The following is a 15,558-nucleotide window of genomic DNA, read 5'->3' as shown; positions in this document are numbered from 1 at the left end:
GGGGACGGTTCGGGAGGCCTGGAGCGGGTGAAGGGAATCGAACCCTCGTCTTAAGCTTGGGAAGCTCCTGCTCTACCATTGAGCTACACCCGCCTTGCGAGGCATCAGATACGGATTGGCGCGGGCGGCGTCAAGCGGTTGGAAGGCCTCGGCGTGTCTTAGTCGCGCCCGATGCCCCACTTGCCTTCGTTGGCCTCGATCGCGGCGATGCGTTCGTCCTTCTTGGGGTGCGACATGAACCAGGCGGGCATCGCGCCGCGCGCCGCGGTGAGCGATTCGAGCTTGGAGAACAGCGACTTCTGCGGTCCCGTTCCGATGCCCGCCTTGACCAGCAGCGCGCTGGCATAGGCGTCGGCCTCGTATTCGTCCGAGCGGCTCAGCCGGGCGGCCAGAAGCGAGGTCAGCGCATTGGCCACGGCCACGCCAAACCCCGGCAGAAAGCGCGACAGCACCATCGCCAGCGCCGTGCGCAGCGCGTTCTGGCCGGAAAAGTCGATCATCCGCCGGCGCGAATGGCCCAACGCGACATGGCCCAATTCATGCGCGATGACGCTGGCCAGTTCCTCGGCAGTGACCGCGCCCTGGCGATACTGGTTGTAAAAGCCCCGGGTGATGAAAATGCGCCCGTCGGGTGCGGCCAGCCCGTTGACCGGCTCGACCTCGTAGATGTTCACCCGGATGCGCGCCACGTCGAGCGCCTCGGCCATGCGGTCGGTCAGGCGCTTGAGCGTGGGGTCGGCCAGCTCGGTCGATTTCGCGTCCAACTCGTGGCCCAGCCGCCAGGCGGAAAAGCGATACATCGCCAGTGCATAGAGGATCGCCAGAAGGATCGGGGTGAACTTCAACATGGGCGCAATATGGGGTGCGCAGGCGGTGGGGGGAAGGGGCGATATCCGTGATCAACGGTGGTCCTGTGCCGGGTGTCGCGCCCTTTGCGCCTTGAGGACGGCCCGAATCCACAGGGCCGCCGCCGCGGCGACCGCCAGCGCGGCCAGAAGCCCCATCAGGTCGCCCATCGCCTCGGCCACCGCCGCGACATTGGCGGCAAAGCCATACCCAAGCCCGACGTAGAGCGAGACCCAGATGACCTCGCCCAGCACGTCGGCGATGGTGAACCGCAGCCAGCCCAGCCCGGTGGCCCCGGCGGCGAAGTTCACCCACGGCCCCAGCGGCGCGATCGCCCAGGTCGAGAAGAACACGCCAAGGCCGCCATGCCGGTCGACCAGCGCGCGGGCCCGGTCGAGCACGGCGCGACGGGCGGGCGCGCGTGCCAGGCGTTCGAGCACCGGGGTGCCACCGAAGCGTCCGATCAGGAACCCCGCCTGATCGCCGATCACCGCGCCGGACAAGGCCGCCTGCACCACCGGCAAGAGGTCGAGGTCGGCCGTGGCGACGAAGGCCCCGCCGGTCAGCATCATCAGAGATGTCGGGATCGGCAGCGCCAGGCACGACAGAAACGCCGAGACGAAGATCGCGATGGGTCCGTAATCGGTGATCAGGCTGAAGATGGTTTCGCTCATCTTCCGCCCCCGTCCAGGTCGGGATGGGCGGCGCGCCATGCGGCAATGGCGGCCTCGGCCTCGGCGATCAGGTCGTCGACCGTGACCCCGCGCAGCGCGGCCAGTTCGTCGAGGTTGATCGGCCCGTCGGGCGGCGGCACCGGTGCGTCGAGCGCCTCGATCACCACGCCTCTCGGGACGCGCCAGGAATGCGCGATATAGCCCGGGGTCATCCACGGCTCGATCGCCTGTTCATGGCGGGCCGGGTCGCTCCAGTAGACCCAAAACGCCACCCCGCGCACCGCGAACAGCCCGGCGGCAGTCAGCGCCAGCCCAAGCACCAGCGTGGCGACCGGGGCTGCGGCCCAGAGGCGTTTGACAAAGGCGATCATCGGGCCGGACTTTCCTGCATCAGGGTTTATTCGTTTTGGCGCCGCGGTTCCGCCGCTACCGCCCCAGTTCGCGCATGCCGCGGTCGATCCCCTCCAGCGTCATCGGCACCATGCGGCCCTCGAACAGATCGGCGATCATGCCGATGGATTGGGTGTAGCGCCAGTGGTGTTCCGGCAGCGGGTTGATCCACAGGTTGTCGGGCCACTGGTCGCGGGCGCGGGCAAGCCAGGTGGCCCCGGACTCGGCGTTCCAGTGCTCGTTCGCGCCGCCGGGCATGGCGACCTCGTAAGGGCTCATCGCCGCATCGCCCACGAAGATCGCCTTGTAGTCGGAGCCGTATGTATGCAGCACGTCCCAGGTCGGGGTCTGCTCGCTCCAGCGCCGCCGGTTGTCGCGCCATACGCCTTCGTAGAGGCAATTGTGGAAATAGTAATATTCGAGGTGCTTGAACTCGGCCCGGGCGGCCGAAAACAGCTCTTCGACCACCTTGATATGCGGGTCCATCGAGCCGCCGACATCGAGGAACAGCAGCACTTTGACCGCGTTGCGCCGCTCGGGGCGGGTTTTCACGTCGAGATAGCCGTGCTCGGCGGTGGCGCGGATGGTGCCGTCGAGGTCAAGCTCCTCGTGCGCCCCGTCGCGCGCCCAGTTGCGCAGGCGTTTCAGGGCCACCTTTATGTTGCGGGTGCCAAGCTCGACCGAGTCGTCGAGATTGCGAAACTCGCGCTTGTCCCAGACCTTGACCGCGCGCCGGTGGCGGGATTTGTCCTGCCCGATGCGCACGCCTTCGGGGTTGTAGCCATAGGCGCCGAACGGCGAGGTGCCGGCGGTGCCGATCCATTTCGAGCCGCCCTGGTGGCGCCCTTGCTGTTCCTTCAGCCGCTCGCGCAGTGTCTCCATCAGCTTGTCGAACCCGCCCAGCGCCTCGATCTCGGCCTTTTCGGCGTCGCTCAGGTGCTTTTCGGCCATCTTTTTCAGCCAGTCGACGGGCAGGTCGACCGCCTCCAGCACCTGTTCCAGGCTGATCGCCTCAAGCCCGTCGAAGGCCTGCGCGAAGGCGCGGTCGAACTTGTCGATGTTGCGCTCGTCCTTCACCATCGCGGCGCGGGCGAGGTAGTAGAAACCCTCGACATCATAGGTCACCAGCCCCGCGCGCATCGCCTCGAGAAACGAGAGGAATTCGCGCAAGGACACCGGCACCTTGTTGGCGCGCAGGGTTTCGAAGAACGACAGGAACATGGGCGGGCCTTTGGCTTTGGCCCAGATGTTGCAGATCGGGGCCGGGCGGGCAAGGGCAGGCGGGGTGCCGGGTCAGCCGCGGGTCAGAAACACCGTGATGAACAGCCCGACGATGCCGAAGGCCAGCGCGTAGGATGCTGCGTATTGCGCGATATCCAGCCCCTTGCCGCCGCGCGAGCGTGCGGTGAAACCACCGATCAGGGCGCCGATGACGGCGAAGGCAATGATGACCATCCAGACCCCCTCGGGGGCCTTCCCCCGTCAGATGCGGCCGCCCGGTGCGATCGCCGCGATCTCGATCAGCCGCGCGCCGACCTCGGCCTCAGACCCGAAGCCATAGCGCGCCCAGCCCAGCGAGTCGAGGCGCACAAGCTGCGCCTCGTGGACGCGGCCCAGATGGTCCAGCGCCTCGGCCTTGATCATCATGAGCGTCGACAGAAGCACCGCGTTCTGGGCCTTTGAAACGGTCGCCAAGTGACTGTCGGCAATACGAATTGCGGTTTCGGCATTGCCCAGCGACAGGGCGTGCGCGGCAAGCTGGACGCCCATGTGCGCGGCCTGAAGCGCGGTGCCGGGTGCCGTGCGATAAATCGTCTCGGCCTCACGGAACGAGGCCAGCGCGATGTCGGAATTGACCCCGAGGTTCAGACGCCCCAGCGCGAACAGCGAGAACGCCAGCCGCGTGTCGTGCCAGCCCTGGGCACGGGCGATGGACACCGCGCGCCCGGCCGCCTCGCGCCGCACGGTGGTCGACTCCCGTCCGCCGAGCGCCGTTTCGATCGCCTCTTTCCAGGCCACGGGGGTCGGGGCCACCGGCTGCGGCACGCCGTAGCCGCCGGCGGGGTTGAGCCGCGACAGGATCGCGGGCAGGCGCGCGGCAACATCGGTGCGGGTCATGCCCGAACGCAGTTCCGGCGCGTAGTAGGCGCGCAGCACCAGCATGTCGAAGCCGGTCAGGACGGTGTGGAAATTGTCGTCGTTGAAGACCGAATCCGACAGCCGGTAGAGGTCGTTGACCGGGCCGAGCGCCTGGGCGACCTCTTCGTGCAGGCAATCGCGCATTTCCTGCGGGCTGACATCGCCGGGGATGAAGACGGCCATGCGGGTGCGTTCGCGCAGCCGGGTCCAGTCGGTCTGGGCGGTGCGCCGCGCGGCCTTGTATTCCGCCCAACTCGACACGTTCGGCGCGACGAAGCAGGCCGCCCCCGGCACCGCGCGTTGCAGCGCGCTCTTGGTCACGACCTCGAGCGTGATCGACGCCGGGCCGGTCTCGGTGCGGCGAATGTCGATGCCGGCCTCGATCCTCAGACGCCGGAGCAGCCGGTCGAGATCGGTGCCAAGCGCGGCGGGCGCGCGGCCGGTGACGGCGATGGTCACCGGGCCTTCGAAGCGGCTGAGCACCGGCAGGCTGCGGCCGCTTTCCAACTGGAAGGCGAGGTCGAGGAAATCGCCGGCGATTTCGCCGTTGGGCCGGGTGGGCGCTTCGATCCTGGAGCTGGCGAAGGCCTTCATCGGCGGAAGCTCCGCCGGCAAAGTGACCTGCCGTGACGTCACATCGCGTGCCGTCACTTCCCCTTGCGGCAGGTCTGCTGCACAGCCCGCCAGCCCCAGGATCGCGATCGCCCCCACGATCAACTTGTGTCCCACCATTGAGCGCCCCTTGCCGGAAATTGGTGAACCCTGCCTGCGCGCAAGCGACATCCGGCCAACCGCATTCGGACCGGCAGGGCCGCGATAGCGTGACTTGGCCGACCATTTCTGGAGCAACCGGGGCCGATCCGCACGGATCATCGCGCGGGCGGAAATGTTCGTATTGTCTCCCAAAACAACACGTCCTCGCCGTTCTTGCGCCCCCCCAGGCCAGTTCAGGGGTAGGCGTTATTTCGATTCGACGAAAGCGAATTGGGACTGAATTGCGGCAGAAAACGGGCTGTTTTCGGTTGCGAAACAGTATCGTAGCTAGATGTGGTGACGTATTGGGCGAGCGCCACTAATCGCGGTTATCGAATGTGGCGAGATTGAGGCGTGGTGAGACTATGGCCCCGAACGGTTCGTAACAGGAAGTCGGGCCGCGTTACCGCTCGCGCCGCGCCATGAATGCCAGCCGTTCGAACAGGTGAACGTCCTGTTCGTTCTTGAGCAGCGCGCCGTGCAGTTTCGGCAGCGCCGTGGCCGCGTCGCGCTTGAGGTCTTTGGCGTCCATGTCTTCGGCCAGGAGCAGTTTCAGCCAGTCGAGCACCTCGGAGGTCGAGGGCTTTTTCTTCAGCCCCGCCTGTTCGCGGATCTCGTAGAATTGCGTCAGCGCGGTGGTCAGCAACTGGTCCTTGATGCCGGGGTGGTGCACCTCGACGATGCGCTTGAGGGTCTCGATGTCGGGAAACCGGATGTAGTGGAAAAAGCACCGCCGCAAAAACGCGTCGGGCAATTCCTTTTCGTTGTTCGAGGTGATGATGACGATCGGGCGATGGCGGGCGCGGATGGTTTCGCCGGTCTCGTAGACGTGAAACTCCATCCGGTCGAGTTCCTGCAACAGGTCGTTGGGAAATTCGATATCGGCCTTGTCGACCTCGTCGATCAGCAAGACCACGCGCCGGTCGGCCTCGAACGCCTGCCAGAGCTTGCCGCGCTTGATGTAGTTGGCCACGTCATGCACGCGCTCGTCGCCCAGCTGGCTGTCGCGCAGCCGGCTGACGGCATCGTATTCATAAAGCCCCTGCTGGGCGCGGGTGGTCGACTTGATGTGCCATTCGATGATCGGCGTATTCAGCGCGGCGGCGACCTGGCGGGCCAGTTCGGTCTTGCCGGTGCCGGGTTCGCCCTTGACCAGCAGCGGACGCTCCAGCGTCACCGCGGCGTTCACCGCGACCTTCAGATCGTCGGTGGCGACGTAGCTTTCGGTGCCGTCGAAACGCGATGCCATGTCCGGCCTCCCATGTTGGTTCGCACTTGGGTAATCAGCGCGCGGGCGGAAGGCAAGGGGCAGGGGCGGCGCGCAATCGGCGGCACAGGAATGGGCGAAACCACGGTTATCGTGAGATCATTTTCCTGGCGCCGGAACGACCTGCCGCCTGCGCGCGAATGCCGCCCTTTCGCTGCGCTTTGCCTAGTGACAACCCGCTATCAGTGGTCTAAAGGAGCGCGCAGGAGGATACCGGATGGCTGAGAGCGCCACTGACATTTCGGCCGCCGGCGAGCACAAGGAGCCAGGGATGAAAGCAGAGGTCTTCCTCCCCGAGGACTACACCCCAGCCGAGGATGAACCGTTCATGAACGCGCGCCAGTTGGAATATTTTCGGCGCAAGCTTCTGAAGTGGAAGTCTGAATTGCTCGGTGACAGCAAGAACACCATCGAGGAGCTTCAGAAAGCCACCCGCAACATCCCCGACATCGCCGACCGCGCCAGCGAGGAAACCGACCGGGCGCTGGAACTGCGCACCCGTGACCGCCAGCGCAAGCTGGTGGCCAAGATCGACAGCGCGCTGCGCCGGATCGAAGTTGGCGAATACGGCTATTGCGAGGAGACCGGCGAACCGATCTCTCTCAAGCGGCTGGACGCGCGCCCGATCGCGACCCTCAGCCTCGAGGCGCAGGAGCGCCACGAGCGCCGCGAGAAGGTTCACCGCGACGACTGAGCCGCGTTTGAAACGAACGCTCACGCCGATGTGAGGCGCCGGGGTGGTGACGCCCCGGCGTTTTTCGTCTTGGATCGGGCAAAGGGGAAGGCCAATGCTGGACGGACAGAAGATCACCGTGCTCGGCGGTGGGCTGGGTGGATTTACGGCAGCCACCGCCCTGGCGCAGCGCGGCGCCGAGGTCACTGTGCTGGAGCAGGCGGGCCGGATCGCCGAGGTCGGCGCCGGCATCCAGCTCAGCCCGAATGGCGTTGCGGTGCTGGACGCGCTGGGGCTGGGCGGCGAGGCGCGCAACCGCGCGATGCGCAATCGCGCGGTGCGGCTGGTCGACGGCATCACCGGGCGCGACGTGATCCGCATGGACGTGGGCTATCTGCGTCCGGCCCAGACGTTCCTTCTGTTCCATCGCGCCGATCTGATCGACATCCTGCACCAGGCGGCCGTGGCGGCGGGGGTCAAGGTCGAAACCTGCGCCCGGGTAACTCGCGTCGACATCGGCCAGGCCGGCGCCTTTGTCGAGGTCGAAGGGCAGGGGTTGCGCGAAGCGCCGTTCCTGGTCGGGGCCGATGGATTGCATTCAAAAGTCCGCGATGCGATCGAGGGCAGCCCGACAGAGGCCCGCGCGCCGTTCTTCACCGGCATGGTGGCCTGGCGCGCGCTGGTGCCGGGCGATGGCACCGAAGCGGCCGAGGCGGTCGTGCGGATGGGACCAAAGCGGCACATGGTCAGCTATCCGCTGCGCGGGGGCAGCCTGATCAACCTGGTCGCGGTCGAAGAGCGGACCGAGTGGGCCGAGGAAGGCTGGTTCAATCGCGACGATCCCGACAACCTGCGCCGTGCCTTCGCCGGTTTCGGCTCCGAGGCGCAGAGCCTTCTGTCGCAGGCCGACAAGGTGCATGTCTGGGGCTTGTTCAGGCATCCGGTCGCGCGAACCTGGCATCGCGGTCCCGCCGCGATCCTGGGCGATGCCGCGCATCCGACGCTGCCGTTCCTGGCGCAGGGCGCGGTGATGGCGCTGGAAGATGCCTGGGTGCTGGCCGAGTGCCTCGACGACAAGGGGATGACGGATGGTCCGGCACTCTACCAGGCCCGCCGCCAGCTTCGGGTCGAACGGGTGATCGAGGCGGCCAACAACAACGCGCGCAACTATCACCTCAAGAATCCGCTGGCCAAGGCGCTGGGGTTCGGCGCGCTGCGGCTGGCCGGCGCGGTGCGGCCCGAGTTCGTGCTGGGGCAATACGACTGGATCTATGACCACGACGTGACCAAGGGCTGAGCGGCGGCGGGTCCGGTCAGGTCTTGCGGCAGGCGATCAACAGGTCGGTCGGCGGGTCGCGCACCAGTTCGGCGGCAAAACTGCCAAGCAGGTGCGGCGCCAACGAAAAGCGCGTGTTGGCGCCGATCGCCACAAGATCCGGGCGCAGGCTGGCCATTTGATCGGCCATGACCTGGTGCAGCCCGCCGGTGACCAGCGCGATCCGGTCCGCTGCCAGGCCCGGGCCGCCCTGATGAAGCCAGGCGTCGCGGGCCGCCTCGGCCTCGGCGATCAGGGCGCGCGACATCGGGCCGCCGGGTTTTTCGCCGGTCAGGCCGGCATAGGGCAGGTGGATCGCGTGAAAGGCGTGAATCTCCGCGGAGGGCGCCAGGGCGCGCGCCGCCCGGCAGGCGGCGGTGCAGGCGGGCGAAAAGCTGACCGGGGCAAGCACGGTTTCATAGTCATGCCCCGCCGGGTTGCGCACCAGCAGAACCGGCGCGCGCAGTAGGCGCACCACCCGTTCCATCGTCGTTTCGCGCAACCGGTCGAGGAAGGCGCGCGGCCGGTGCAGCCCCAGCACCACCAGGTCGGCGCCACGTTCGACGGCCGTTTCGGGAATGGCTTGCAGCGGATCGCCGATGCAGACCTCATGGCTGAGCGCGACGCCGTCGCTATCGAGTGCGGAGAGGAAGCGTGCCAGTTGCGTTCCGGCGTCTTCGCGCCAGCGCACCGCCAGTTCGCCGGGCAGGTCGTGGTCGATCACGTGCAGCACATGGCAGGTCGCACCGTGATCGCGGGCCAGCCGGATGGCGCGGCGCACCGCCCTGTCAGAGCGTTCGGAAAGATCGCTGGCGACAAGAATGGACTGCATTTCCGTCTCCGTCATGGCCAGGCATCATATGTGCGCCGAAGGTGCCAGCGGCAAGGTGACCCAATGCCGCCCTTGCCGATAGGCGCACCGGTTGCTATTGCCCATCGCACCCGATGATTTCGCTCGGGTATCGGAGGCGGCCCGGTGGTGACAGCACGGCTCGAGATTTTGTCGATCACCCGCCGCTTCGGCGGGCGGCCGGTGGTGGACGACCTGTCGCTCGAAGTGATGCCGGGCCAGGTGACCTGCCTGCTGGGGCCGTCGGGTTGCGGCAAGTCGACGGCGCTGCGCATCATCGCGGGGGTGGACCGGGCCGACGAGGGCGAGATCCGGATCGACGGCACACCCGTGGCGGGGCCGGGGCTGTTCGTGCCGCCGGAACGGCGCGGCACCGGGCTGATGTTCCAGGATTTCGCGCTGTTCCCGCATCTGAGCGTGGCCGACAACATCGCCTTCGGCCTGAGCGGCACGCGCACCGAAAAGCGGCTGCGGGTGCGCGAGCTTCTGGACAAGGTCGGTCTGGTCAGGTTTCTGGGCGCCTTTCCGCATGAATTGTCCGGCGGCGAACAACAACGCGTCGCACTGGCGCGTGCGCTGGCGCCGCGCCCCAAGATCATGCTGATGGACGAGCCGTTTTCCGGCCTCGACAACCGCCTGCGCGACGGCATCCGCGACGAAACGCTCTCGATCCTCAAGGACGAGGGCGCGGCGGTTCTGCTGGTGACACATGAGCCGGAAGAGGCGATGCGCATGGCCGACGAGATCGCGCTGATGCGGCGCGGCCGGATCGTGCAGCGCGGCGCGCCCTACAACGTCTACAACGCCCCGGTCGACCGCGAGGCGGCGGCGTTCTTTTCCGACGTGAACGTGATACGGGGCCGGGTCGAGGGGGCGCTGACCGACACGCCCTTCGGCCAGTTTCTTGCGCCGGGGCAGGCCGATGGCACCGAGGTCGACATCGTGATCCGTCCGCAGCACGTCAAGATCGACTTCGACCGGGGCGGGCAGGGGCCGGCCCCCAGCCCCGAACACGGCGTCTGGGCGCGCGGCATCGTCGAGCGGGCGCGTTTCATCGGCAAGGACAGCCTGGTCGAGTTCCGGATGGAATTTGACGGCTCGCAGATGCGCGCCAACGTGCCGTCGGTGTTTCTGCCCAAACCGGGCACGCCGCTCTGGATCGCGATCCGGCGCGACCGTTGTTTCGTCTTTCCGGTGACCGACCGATCACCCGCGCGCAGGCGCGCCGGCTGATCCGCGAGCGGACCGCGCGCCGCCCGGCGGCATTTTCTTGCGCCCCGCGACCCTTTGGGGCTTTGAACTTGGCGCCGGAATCAATACATACGGGGCACGAAACGAACGGGGCGCGGCGCGCGCCCCGGCAAGGGAGACGCTTCATGCTCAACAATATCGGCCTTCCCGGCCTTCTTCTGATCGCTGTCGTGGTGCTGGTGCTGTTCGGCCGTGGCAAGGTCTCGTCCCTGATGGGCGAGGTCGGCAAGGGCATCACCGCGTTCAAGAAAGGCGTCGACGACGGCTCGAAGGAAATCGAGGATTCCGCCGCCGACACCGCCAAGGACGTGACGCCCAAGGGTGAAAAGGACAAGGCCTGAGCGCCCTCTGACGCCACGGCAGGAGAGGCGGTCGCATGTTCGACATCGGCTTTAGTGAGCTTTTGCTCATCGGCATCGTCGCGTTGATCGTGATCGGTCCGAAAGAGTTGCCCAGCCTGTTCCATACGCTGGGCCGCCTGACCGCACGCGCGCGCCAGTTGGGGCGCGAGTTCACCCGCGCGATGAACGATGCCGCCAAGGAAAGCGGCGTCGACGACATCGCGAAAGGCTTGAAGAACGTCACCTCGCCGAAGAACATGGGGCTCGATGGCCTCAGCAAGGCCGCCGACCGGTTCGAGAACTGGGACCCCGGGATGAAGGGCAAGCCGCCCGAACGGCCCAAGCCGAAACCTGAAGAAGACCCCGAAAAGGCGGCGGAACGTGCGGCGGACGTTGCGAAAATCCGCGAGGCGACCGAAAAGGCGGGCCGCGCCCGACTGAACCGCGAGGCGGCGGCCAAGGTCGCGGCGGCGGATGTCAAACCCAAGGGCGCGGCGGGCGACCCGGTCGCCAAACCGACCGAGACCGCAAAGCCGGCGGAGAAGCCGCAAGCCGAGGCGGAACCGGCCCCGAAGCCCGCCGCAAAGAAACCTGCGGCCAAGAAGCCCGCGGCCAAGCCGAAAGCCGCCGCGAAATCCGCTGCCAAGCCGGAAACCGGCACGGCCACGGCGAAGAAACCGGCCAAGAAGCCCGCGAAGAAACCCGCCGCCCGGTCCACGAAAGCCGCCCCTGAATGACCAAATCCGACGAGATCGAAGACAGTTCCGCCCCGCTGATCGAGCATCTGGCGGAATTGCGAAACCGGCTGATCTGGTCGGTGCTGGCCTTCGTCGTGTCCATGGTGATCGTGTTCACCTTCGCGGGACACGTGCTCGATTTCCTGCTCATGCCGATCGAAAAGACCATGCGGTCTCTGGGCAACCCCAACCCGGTGATGCAATACACCGCGCCGCAGGAGTATTTCTTTACCCTGATCCGCATCTCGATGGTCGGCGGCTTTGCCCTGGCCTTCCCGATGATCGGCTACCAGATGTGGCGTTTCGTGGCGCCGGGGCTCTACAAGAACGAAAAGAACGCCTTTCTGCCGTTTCTGATCTCGTCTCCGGTGCTGTTCCTGCTCGGGGCGGCCTTCGCGCATTATGTCGTGGTGCCGCTGGCGATGATGTTTTTCCTGGGCTTCGCCGATCTGCCCTCGCTGCTGGCCGCCGTCGCCACCGGCTCCGAGACGCCGGTGAGCGATTCCGGCATCGACATCGTGTTCCAGGGCAAGGTCAACGAATCCCTCGACATCACGCTCAAGATGATCATCGCGTTCGGGCTGTGCTTCCAGCTTCCGGTGCTTCTGACCCTGATGGGCAAGGCCGGGTTGGCCTCGGCGGTCGGCCTGCGCAAGACCCGCAAATACGCCATGGTCGGCATCCTGACCGTGGCCGCGCTGGTGACGCCGCCGGATGTGACCACGCAGGTGATCCTGTTCGTGGTGGTCTACGGGCTGTATGAAATCTCGATCTTCCTGGTCGCCCGGGTCGAAAAGACCCGCGAGGCCAATCTGCGCGCCCAGGGCCTGTGGTTCGAGGACGACGAGGACGAGGACGAGGCCGCCGACGACGCGGCGATGGCCGAATTCGACGAGTCCGAGGATGAAGGCACCGGTGCCAGCGGGGCCGACGAAGACCCCGGCGCGGTGAACAAGGACTGATGGACGAAGCCACGCTCACCCGTATCGCCGAGGCGCTGGAGCGGATCAGCCCGGCCCCGACCCGGACACCGGATTTCGCCGCCGCCGAGGCCTTCGTCTGGCACGTCGACCCGGATCGCCTTGTCCCGGTGCCCGAGGTCTCGCGGGTCGATCTGTCGCTGCTCATCGGGATCAACCGGGCGCGCGACATCCTGACCGAGAACACCCGCCAGTTCGCCCGTGGCCTGCCGGCCAACAACGCCCTGCTCTGGGGCGCGCGGGGTATGGGAAAATCCTCGCTTATCAAGGCGGTGCACGCGGCGGTGAATGCGGAAGGCCATGACCTCAAGATCGTCGAGCTGCAGCGCGAAGACCTGCCTTCGGTCGGCCGCCTCCTGAACCACCTGCGCGAAGCACCGCACCGGTTCGTGCTGTTCTGCGACGACCTGTCGTTCAGCCATGACGACCAGCACTACAAGTCGCTCAAGGCTGTGCTCGATGGCGGCATCGAAGGGCGGCCCGACAACGTGGTGTTCTACGCCACCTCGAACCGCCGCCACCTGATGCCCCGCGACATGATCGAGAACGAGCGCGGCTCGGCGATCAGCCCGTCCGAGGCGACCGAGGAAAAGGTGTCGCTGTCGGACCGTTTCGGCCTCTGGCTGGGCTTTCATCCCTGTTCGCAGGACGACTACCTGGCGATGATCCGCGGCTATTGCGACGCCCACGGGGTCGAGATCGACGACGCCACCCTGCGCGCCGAGGCGATCGAATGGCAGGCAACGCGCGGGGCCCGCTCGGGCCGGGTGGCGTGGCAGTATTTCACCGATCTGGCCGGTCGCCGGGGCGTGGCGCTTGCCCGCTGAGGCGCGGGAGGCTTTCTTGCGAAACGGGCGGGATTGGCGCTAGACTGCGCGCGGGTTGCATTTCTCTTTTCCGGGGCCGACCCCGAGGGGGACGACGATGGACACGGCGCTGCGCCAGGCCCTGCGGGGCTACACCTCCAAGGACAACCGGCTGGCCTGGCTCAGCCTCGGGGCCAACCTCGCGGCCTATTTCGGGGCCACGGCGCTGGCGATCTGGGCTGTCAGCGCCGGGCAATGGCTGATCGCGGTGCCGGCGGTGGTGCTCCTGGCCTTCGCCGGTGTGCGGCTCTACGTGCTGCAACACGACCTGGGCCACCTGTCGCTGTTCGAAACCCGGCGCCAGAACGAGATCTGGGGCTACTTGGTGTCGCCCTTCACGATGGCCGCCTATCCGCAGATGCGCTACAACCACAACCAGCACCACGCCTATGTCGGCGACCTCGAGGCGCGCGAGACCACCGAGATCTGCACCATGACGCTGGCCGAATGGCAGCGTGCGGGTTTCTGGAAGCGGCTCTACTACCGGCTTTACCGAAGCCCCTGGGTGCTGATCCCGGTGGGATCGTTCTACACCTATTTCGTCGCCTACCGCTGGCCCAAGAACGCGGCCAAGGTCGGGATCTGGTCGATCCTCGCCCATAACGCGGCGATCCTAGCCTGGTTTGGCCTGATCTACGCCCTGTCGGGTTGGACGGGGGTGGCGACGCTGGCGGTCGCGATCTGGCTGGGCGGCTGCCTCGGCGTGTTCCTCGTCTACCTGCAGCACAATTTCGAAGGCACCTGGTGGGACCGGCGGCCCGACCTCGACCCGCAGCGCGCCGCGATCCAGGGGGGGTCATGCCTCGATTTCGGCTGGCTGTTCGACGAGGCCGTGGCCAACATCACCAAGCACGACATCCACCACCTGGTCGCCGCGATCCCTTCCTATCGGCTGCGCGCCGCGCACCGGGAACTGGAAAAAACCCACTACTTGCGCCGCATCGGCTTTGGCGAGGCGCTCCATGCCTTTACCCTCAAGCTCTGGGATGAAGAGGCCGAGAACCTGGTGCCGTTCCCGAAGTCACCGGTGCCCAGCCCGGCTGCGACCCCGGCCCAATAGCATCCGCCTTCATCTTGGCGAAATACTCCGGGAGGGGTCCGGGGAGGGCCGGCCCTCCCCGTTCTGTCGCCCGCGCACGCCCCGCGCGGGCGAAGCCGCTATGCCAGCACGCCATCCGCGGTGATCCGCGACATCCCGCCCAGGTAGGGGTGCAGAACCTCCGGCAGCGTCACCGATCCGTCCTCTTCCTGCCCGTTCTCGAGCACCGCGATCAGGCAGCGCCCGACCGCCACCCCGGAGCCGTTCAGCGTGTGCACGAACTCGGGCTTTGCCCCCGGCTCGGGCCGGAAGCGCGCGTTCATCCGCCGGGCCTGGAAATCGCCCGTGGTCGAGACCGACGAGATCTCGCGGTAGGTCTGCTGCCCCGGCAGCCACACCTCGATATCATGGGTGCGCCGCGCCCCGAAACCGAGGTCGCCGGTGCACAGGATCACCGTGCGGTAAGGCAGGCCGAGGCGCTCGAGGATGTCCTCGGCGCGGCGGGTCATCGCGGCGTGTTCGGCCTCTGACTCCTCGGGCCGGGTGATCGACACCATCTCGACCTTTTCGAACTGGTGCTGGCGCAGCATGCCCGCCGTGTCCTTGCCCGCGCTGCCGGCCTCCGAGCGGAAACACTGGGTGTGGGCGACGTAGCGGCGCGGCAGGCTGTCCGCTTCGACCACCTCGCCGTTGACGAAATTGGTCAGCGTCACCTCGGCGGTGGGGATCAGCCACCAGCCTTCTTCGGTCTTGTAGCTGTCGGCGGCGAACTTGGGCAACTGGTTGGTGCCATACATCATTTCCTCGCGCACCAGCACCGGGGTGATGGCCTCGCACAGCCCGTTCTCATCCACATGCACGTCAAGCATGAACTGCGCCAGCGCCCGGTGCAGCCGCGCCATCGCTCCGGTCAGAACCACGAAGCGCGAGCCCGAGAGCTTGGCAGCGGTCTCGAAATCGAGGCCGCGCGCCGCGCCGAGCTGGTAGTGCTCTTTCGGCGAAAAGGCGAAGGCCCTGGGCGTGCCCCAGCGGCGCAGCTCGACGTTGTCGTCCTCGCTGTCGCCATCGGGCACGTCATCGGCCACCAGGTTGGGCAGACCCATCAGAAGGTCGGCAAGGGCGGCGTCCCTGGCCTTGGCCTCCTCGTTCAGCCGGGCGATCTCGGCCTTTTTCTCGGCCACGAGGGCGCGCAACCGCTCAAACTCGGCCTCGTCGCCGCGTGCCTTGGCAGCCCCCACCTCCTTGGCGGCGCGGTTGGCCTCGGCCTGCTCGGTCTCGGCGGTCTGGATCGCGGCGCGACGCGCCTCGTCAAGCGCCAGAACCTCGCCCGACACCCCCGCAAGCCCCCGCCGCGCCATGTGGGCGTCAAAGGCCCCGGGGTTGTCGCGGATCGTCCTGATATCGTGCATGGCGCTGGTCCTCGGCTGGAATTCGGGC

The 15,558-nt window shown here is 67.0% G+C and carries 17 protein-coding genes and 1 tRNA gene; 8 read left to right on the top strand and 10 right to left on the bottom strand.

Annotated features, from left to right (window positions below):
* Nucleotides 1-19: 19 nt before the first annotated feature.
* The 8 genes from FVF75_RS08300 to FVF75_RS08270 form a co-directional block, all read right to left on the bottom strand.
* A tRNA-Gly gene (locus tag FVF75_RS08300) sits at nt 20-93 on the bottom strand.
* Nucleotides 94-158: 65 nt separating this feature from the next.
* Nucleotides 159-848 carry a M48 family metallopeptidase gene (locus tag FVF75_RS08295; RefSeq protein WP_148377509.1) on the bottom strand — a complete coding sequence of 230 codons (690 nt, stop codon included), beginning with the start codon at nt 846-848 and terminating at the stop codon, nt 159-161.
* A gap of 51 nt (nt 849-899) precedes the next feature.
* The gene (locus FVF75_RS08290; protein WP_187393016.1) at nt 900-1,520 is read right to left on the bottom strand and encodes a DedA family protein; all 621 of its coding nucleotides are present in this window, start codon (nt 1,518-1,520) and stop codon (nt 900-902) included.
* Nucleotides 1,517-1,891 carry a hypothetical protein gene (locus FVF75_RS08285; RefSeq protein ID WP_148377507.1) on the bottom strand — a complete coding sequence of 125 codons (375 nt, stop codon included), beginning with the start codon at nt 1,889-1,891 and terminating at the stop codon, nt 1,517-1,519. The genes FVF75_RS08290 and FVF75_RS08285 overlap by 4 nt, the downstream gene beginning before the upstream one ends.
* Before the next feature lie 55 nt (nt 1,892-1,946).
* Nucleotides 1,947-3,131, bottom strand: a complete 1,185-nt coding sequence (locus tag FVF75_RS08280; protein ID WP_148377506.1) for a vWA domain-containing protein — start codon at nt 3,129-3,131, stop codon at nt 1,947-1,949.
* Nucleotides 3,132-3,203: 72 nt separating this feature from the next.
* Entirely contained in the window at nt 3,204-3,365 is a 162-nt protein-coding gene (locus tag FVF75_RS17520) for a hypothetical protein (protein WP_166127127.1), read from the bottom strand.
* Between the two features lie 27 nt (nt 3,366-3,392).
* Nucleotides 3,393-4,781 carry a DUF2927 domain-containing protein gene (locus FVF75_RS08275; protein ID WP_148377505.1) on the bottom strand — a complete coding sequence of 463 codons (1,389 nt, stop codon included), beginning with the start codon at nt 4,779-4,781 and terminating at the stop codon, nt 3,393-3,395.
* A gap of 424 nt (nt 4,782-5,205) precedes the next feature.
* Nucleotides 5,206-6,051, bottom strand: coding sequence for an AAA family ATPase (locus FVF75_RS08270; RefSeq protein ID WP_148377504.1), 846 nt, complete (start codon nt 6,049-6,051; stop codon nt 5,206-5,208).
* 289 nt (nt 6,052-6,340) lie between these two features.
* On the opposite strand from FVF75_RS08270, the gene dksA reads away from it, so the two are divergent.
* Together dksA and FVF75_RS08260 are read left to right on the top strand one after the other, a co-directional pair.
* The gene (gene dksA / locus FVF75_RS08265) at nt 6,341-6,763 is read left to right on the top strand and encodes an RNA polymerase-binding protein DksA (RefSeq protein WP_148377503.1); all 423 of its coding nucleotides are present in this window, start codon (nt 6,341-6,343) and stop codon (nt 6,761-6,763) included.
* 94 nt (nt 6,764-6,857) lie between these two features.
* The gene (locus FVF75_RS08260) at nt 6,858-8,039 is read left to right on the top strand and encodes an FAD-dependent monooxygenase (protein ID WP_148377502.1); all 1,182 of its coding nucleotides are present in this window, start codon (nt 6,858-6,860) and stop codon (nt 8,037-8,039) included.
* Nucleotides 8,040-8,055: 16 nt separating this feature from the next.
* Here the strand turns inward: FVF75_RS08260 and FVF75_RS08255 are convergent, their stop codons facing one another.
* On the bottom strand, nt 8,056-8,889 hold the full coding sequence (locus FVF75_RS08255; RefSeq protein ID WP_187393015.1) for a universal stress protein: 834 nt from the start codon (nt 8,887-8,889) through the stop codon (nt 8,056-8,058).
* 144 nt (nt 8,890-9,033) lie between these two features.
* Between FVF75_RS08255 and FVF75_RS08250 the strand changes: the two genes are divergently transcribed.
* The 6 genes from FVF75_RS08250 (at nt 9,034) to FVF75_RS08225 (ending at nt 14,142) form a co-directional block, all read left to right on the top strand.
* Nucleotides 9,034-10,140 carry an ABC transporter ATP-binding protein gene (locus tag FVF75_RS08250; protein ID WP_148377500.1) on the top strand — a complete coding sequence of 369 codons (1,107 nt, stop codon included), beginning with the start codon at nt 9,034-9,036 and terminating at the stop codon, nt 10,138-10,140.
* Between the two features lie 143 nt (nt 10,141-10,283).
* Complete coding sequence (locus FVF75_RS08245; RefSeq protein WP_148377499.1) at nt 10,284-10,499, top strand: twin-arginine translocase TatA/TatE family subunit; 216 nt, start codon at nt 10,284-10,286, stop codon at nt 10,497-10,499.
* Between the two features lie 35 nt (nt 10,500-10,534).
* Nucleotides 10,535-11,236: a Sec-independent protein translocase protein TatB gene (tatB, locus tag FVF75_RS08240; RefSeq protein ID WP_148377498.1), complete on the top strand. Its 702-nt coding sequence runs from the start codon at nt 10,535-10,537 to the stop codon at nt 11,234-11,236.
* Nucleotides 11,233-12,198, top strand: a complete 966-nt coding sequence (gene tatC / locus FVF75_RS08235) for a twin-arginine translocase subunit TatC (protein WP_148377497.1) — start codon at nt 11,233-11,235, stop codon at nt 12,196-12,198. The genes tatB and tatC overlap by 4 nt, the downstream gene beginning before the upstream one ends.
* The gene (locus FVF75_RS08230; RefSeq protein ID WP_148377496.1) at nt 12,198-13,043 is read left to right on the top strand and encodes an ATP-binding protein; all 846 of its coding nucleotides are present in this window, start codon (nt 12,198-12,200) and stop codon (nt 13,041-13,043) included. The genes tatC and FVF75_RS08230 overlap by 1 nt, the downstream gene beginning before the upstream one ends.
* 97 nt (nt 13,044-13,140) lie before the next feature.
* The gene (locus FVF75_RS08225; protein ID WP_148377495.1) at nt 13,141-14,142 is read left to right on the top strand and encodes a fatty acid desaturase; all 1,002 of its coding nucleotides are present in this window, start codon (nt 13,141-13,143) and stop codon (nt 14,140-14,142) included.
* A gap of 98 nt (nt 14,143-14,240) precedes the next feature.
* Here the strand turns inward: FVF75_RS08225 and serS are convergent, their stop codons facing one another.
* Complete coding sequence (gene serS / locus FVF75_RS08220; RefSeq protein WP_148377494.1) at nt 14,241-15,530, bottom strand: serine--tRNA ligase; 1,290 nt, start codon at nt 15,528-15,530, stop codon at nt 14,241-14,243.
* Nucleotides 15,531-15,558 lie beyond the last annotated feature (28 nt).

This window comes from Maritimibacter fusiformis, assembly GCF_008086115.1.
Classification (GTDB): Bacteria; Pseudomonadota; Alphaproteobacteria; order Rhodobacterales; family Rhodobacteraceae; genus Muriiphilus; species Muriiphilus fusiformis.
The sequence above is the reverse complement of the archived record's forward strand: the minus strand, read 5'-3'. Positions and strand labels throughout refer to the sequence as shown.

Bases quoted from the DNA above. Each gene is read 5' to 3' on its own strand.
- FVF75_RS08295 (WP_148377509.1), bottom strand. From the start codon at position 848: ATGTTGAAGTTCACCCCGATCCTTCTGGCGATCCTCTATGCACTGGCG.
- FVF75_RS08290 (WP_187393016.1), bottom strand. From the start codon at position 1,520: ATGAGCGAAACCATCTTCAGCCTGATCACCGATTACGGACCCATCGCG.
- FVF75_RS08285 (WP_148377507.1), bottom strand. From the start codon at position 1,891: ATGATCGCCTTTGTCAAACGCCTCTGGGCCGCAGCCCCGGTCGCCACG.
- FVF75_RS08280 (WP_148377506.1), bottom strand. From the start codon at position 3,131: ATGTTCCTGTCGTTCTTCGAAACCCTGCGCGCCAACAAGGTGCCGGTG.
- FVF75_RS17520 (WP_166127127.1), bottom strand. From the start codon at position 3,365: ATGGTCATCATTGCCTTCGCCGTCATCGGCGCCCTGATCGGTGGTTTC.
- FVF75_RS08275 (WP_148377505.1), bottom strand. From the start codon at position 4,781: ATGGTGGGACACAAGTTGATCGTGGGGGCGATCGCGATCCTGGGGCTG.
- FVF75_RS08270 (WP_148377504.1), bottom strand. From the start codon at position 6,051: ATGGCATCGCGTTTCGACGGCACCGAAAGCTACGTCGCCACCGACGAT.
- dksA (WP_148377503.1), top strand. From the start codon at position 6,341: ATGAAAGCAGAGGTCTTCCTCCCCGAGGACTACACCCCAGCCGAGGAT.
- FVF75_RS08260 (WP_148377502.1), top strand. From the start codon at position 6,858: ATGCTGGACGGACAGAAGATCACCGTGCTCGGCGGTGGGCTGGGTGGA.
- FVF75_RS08255 (WP_187393015.1), bottom strand. From the start codon at position 8,889: ATGCAGTCCATTCTTGTCGCCAGCGATCTTTCCGAACGCTCTGACAGG.
- FVF75_RS08245 (WP_148377499.1), top strand. From the start codon at position 10,284: ATGCTCAACAATATCGGCCTTCCCGGCCTTCTTCTGATCGCTGTCGTG.
- tatB (WP_148377498.1), top strand. From the start codon at position 10,535: ATGTTCGACATCGGCTTTAGTGAGCTTTTGCTCATCGGCATCGTCGCG.
- tatC (WP_148377497.1), top strand. From the start codon at position 11,233: ATGACCAAATCCGACGAGATCGAAGACAGTTCCGCCCCGCTGATCGAG.
- FVF75_RS08230 (WP_148377496.1), top strand. From the start codon at position 12,198: ATGGACGAAGCCACGCTCACCCGTATCGCCGAGGCGCTGGAGCGGATC.
- FVF75_RS08225 (WP_148377495.1), top strand. From the start codon at position 13,141: ATGGACACGGCGCTGCGCCAGGCCCTGCGGGGCTACACCTCCAAGGAC.
- serS (WP_148377494.1), bottom strand. From the start codon at position 15,530: ATGCACGATATCAGGACGATCCGCGACAACCCCGGGGCCTTTGACGCC.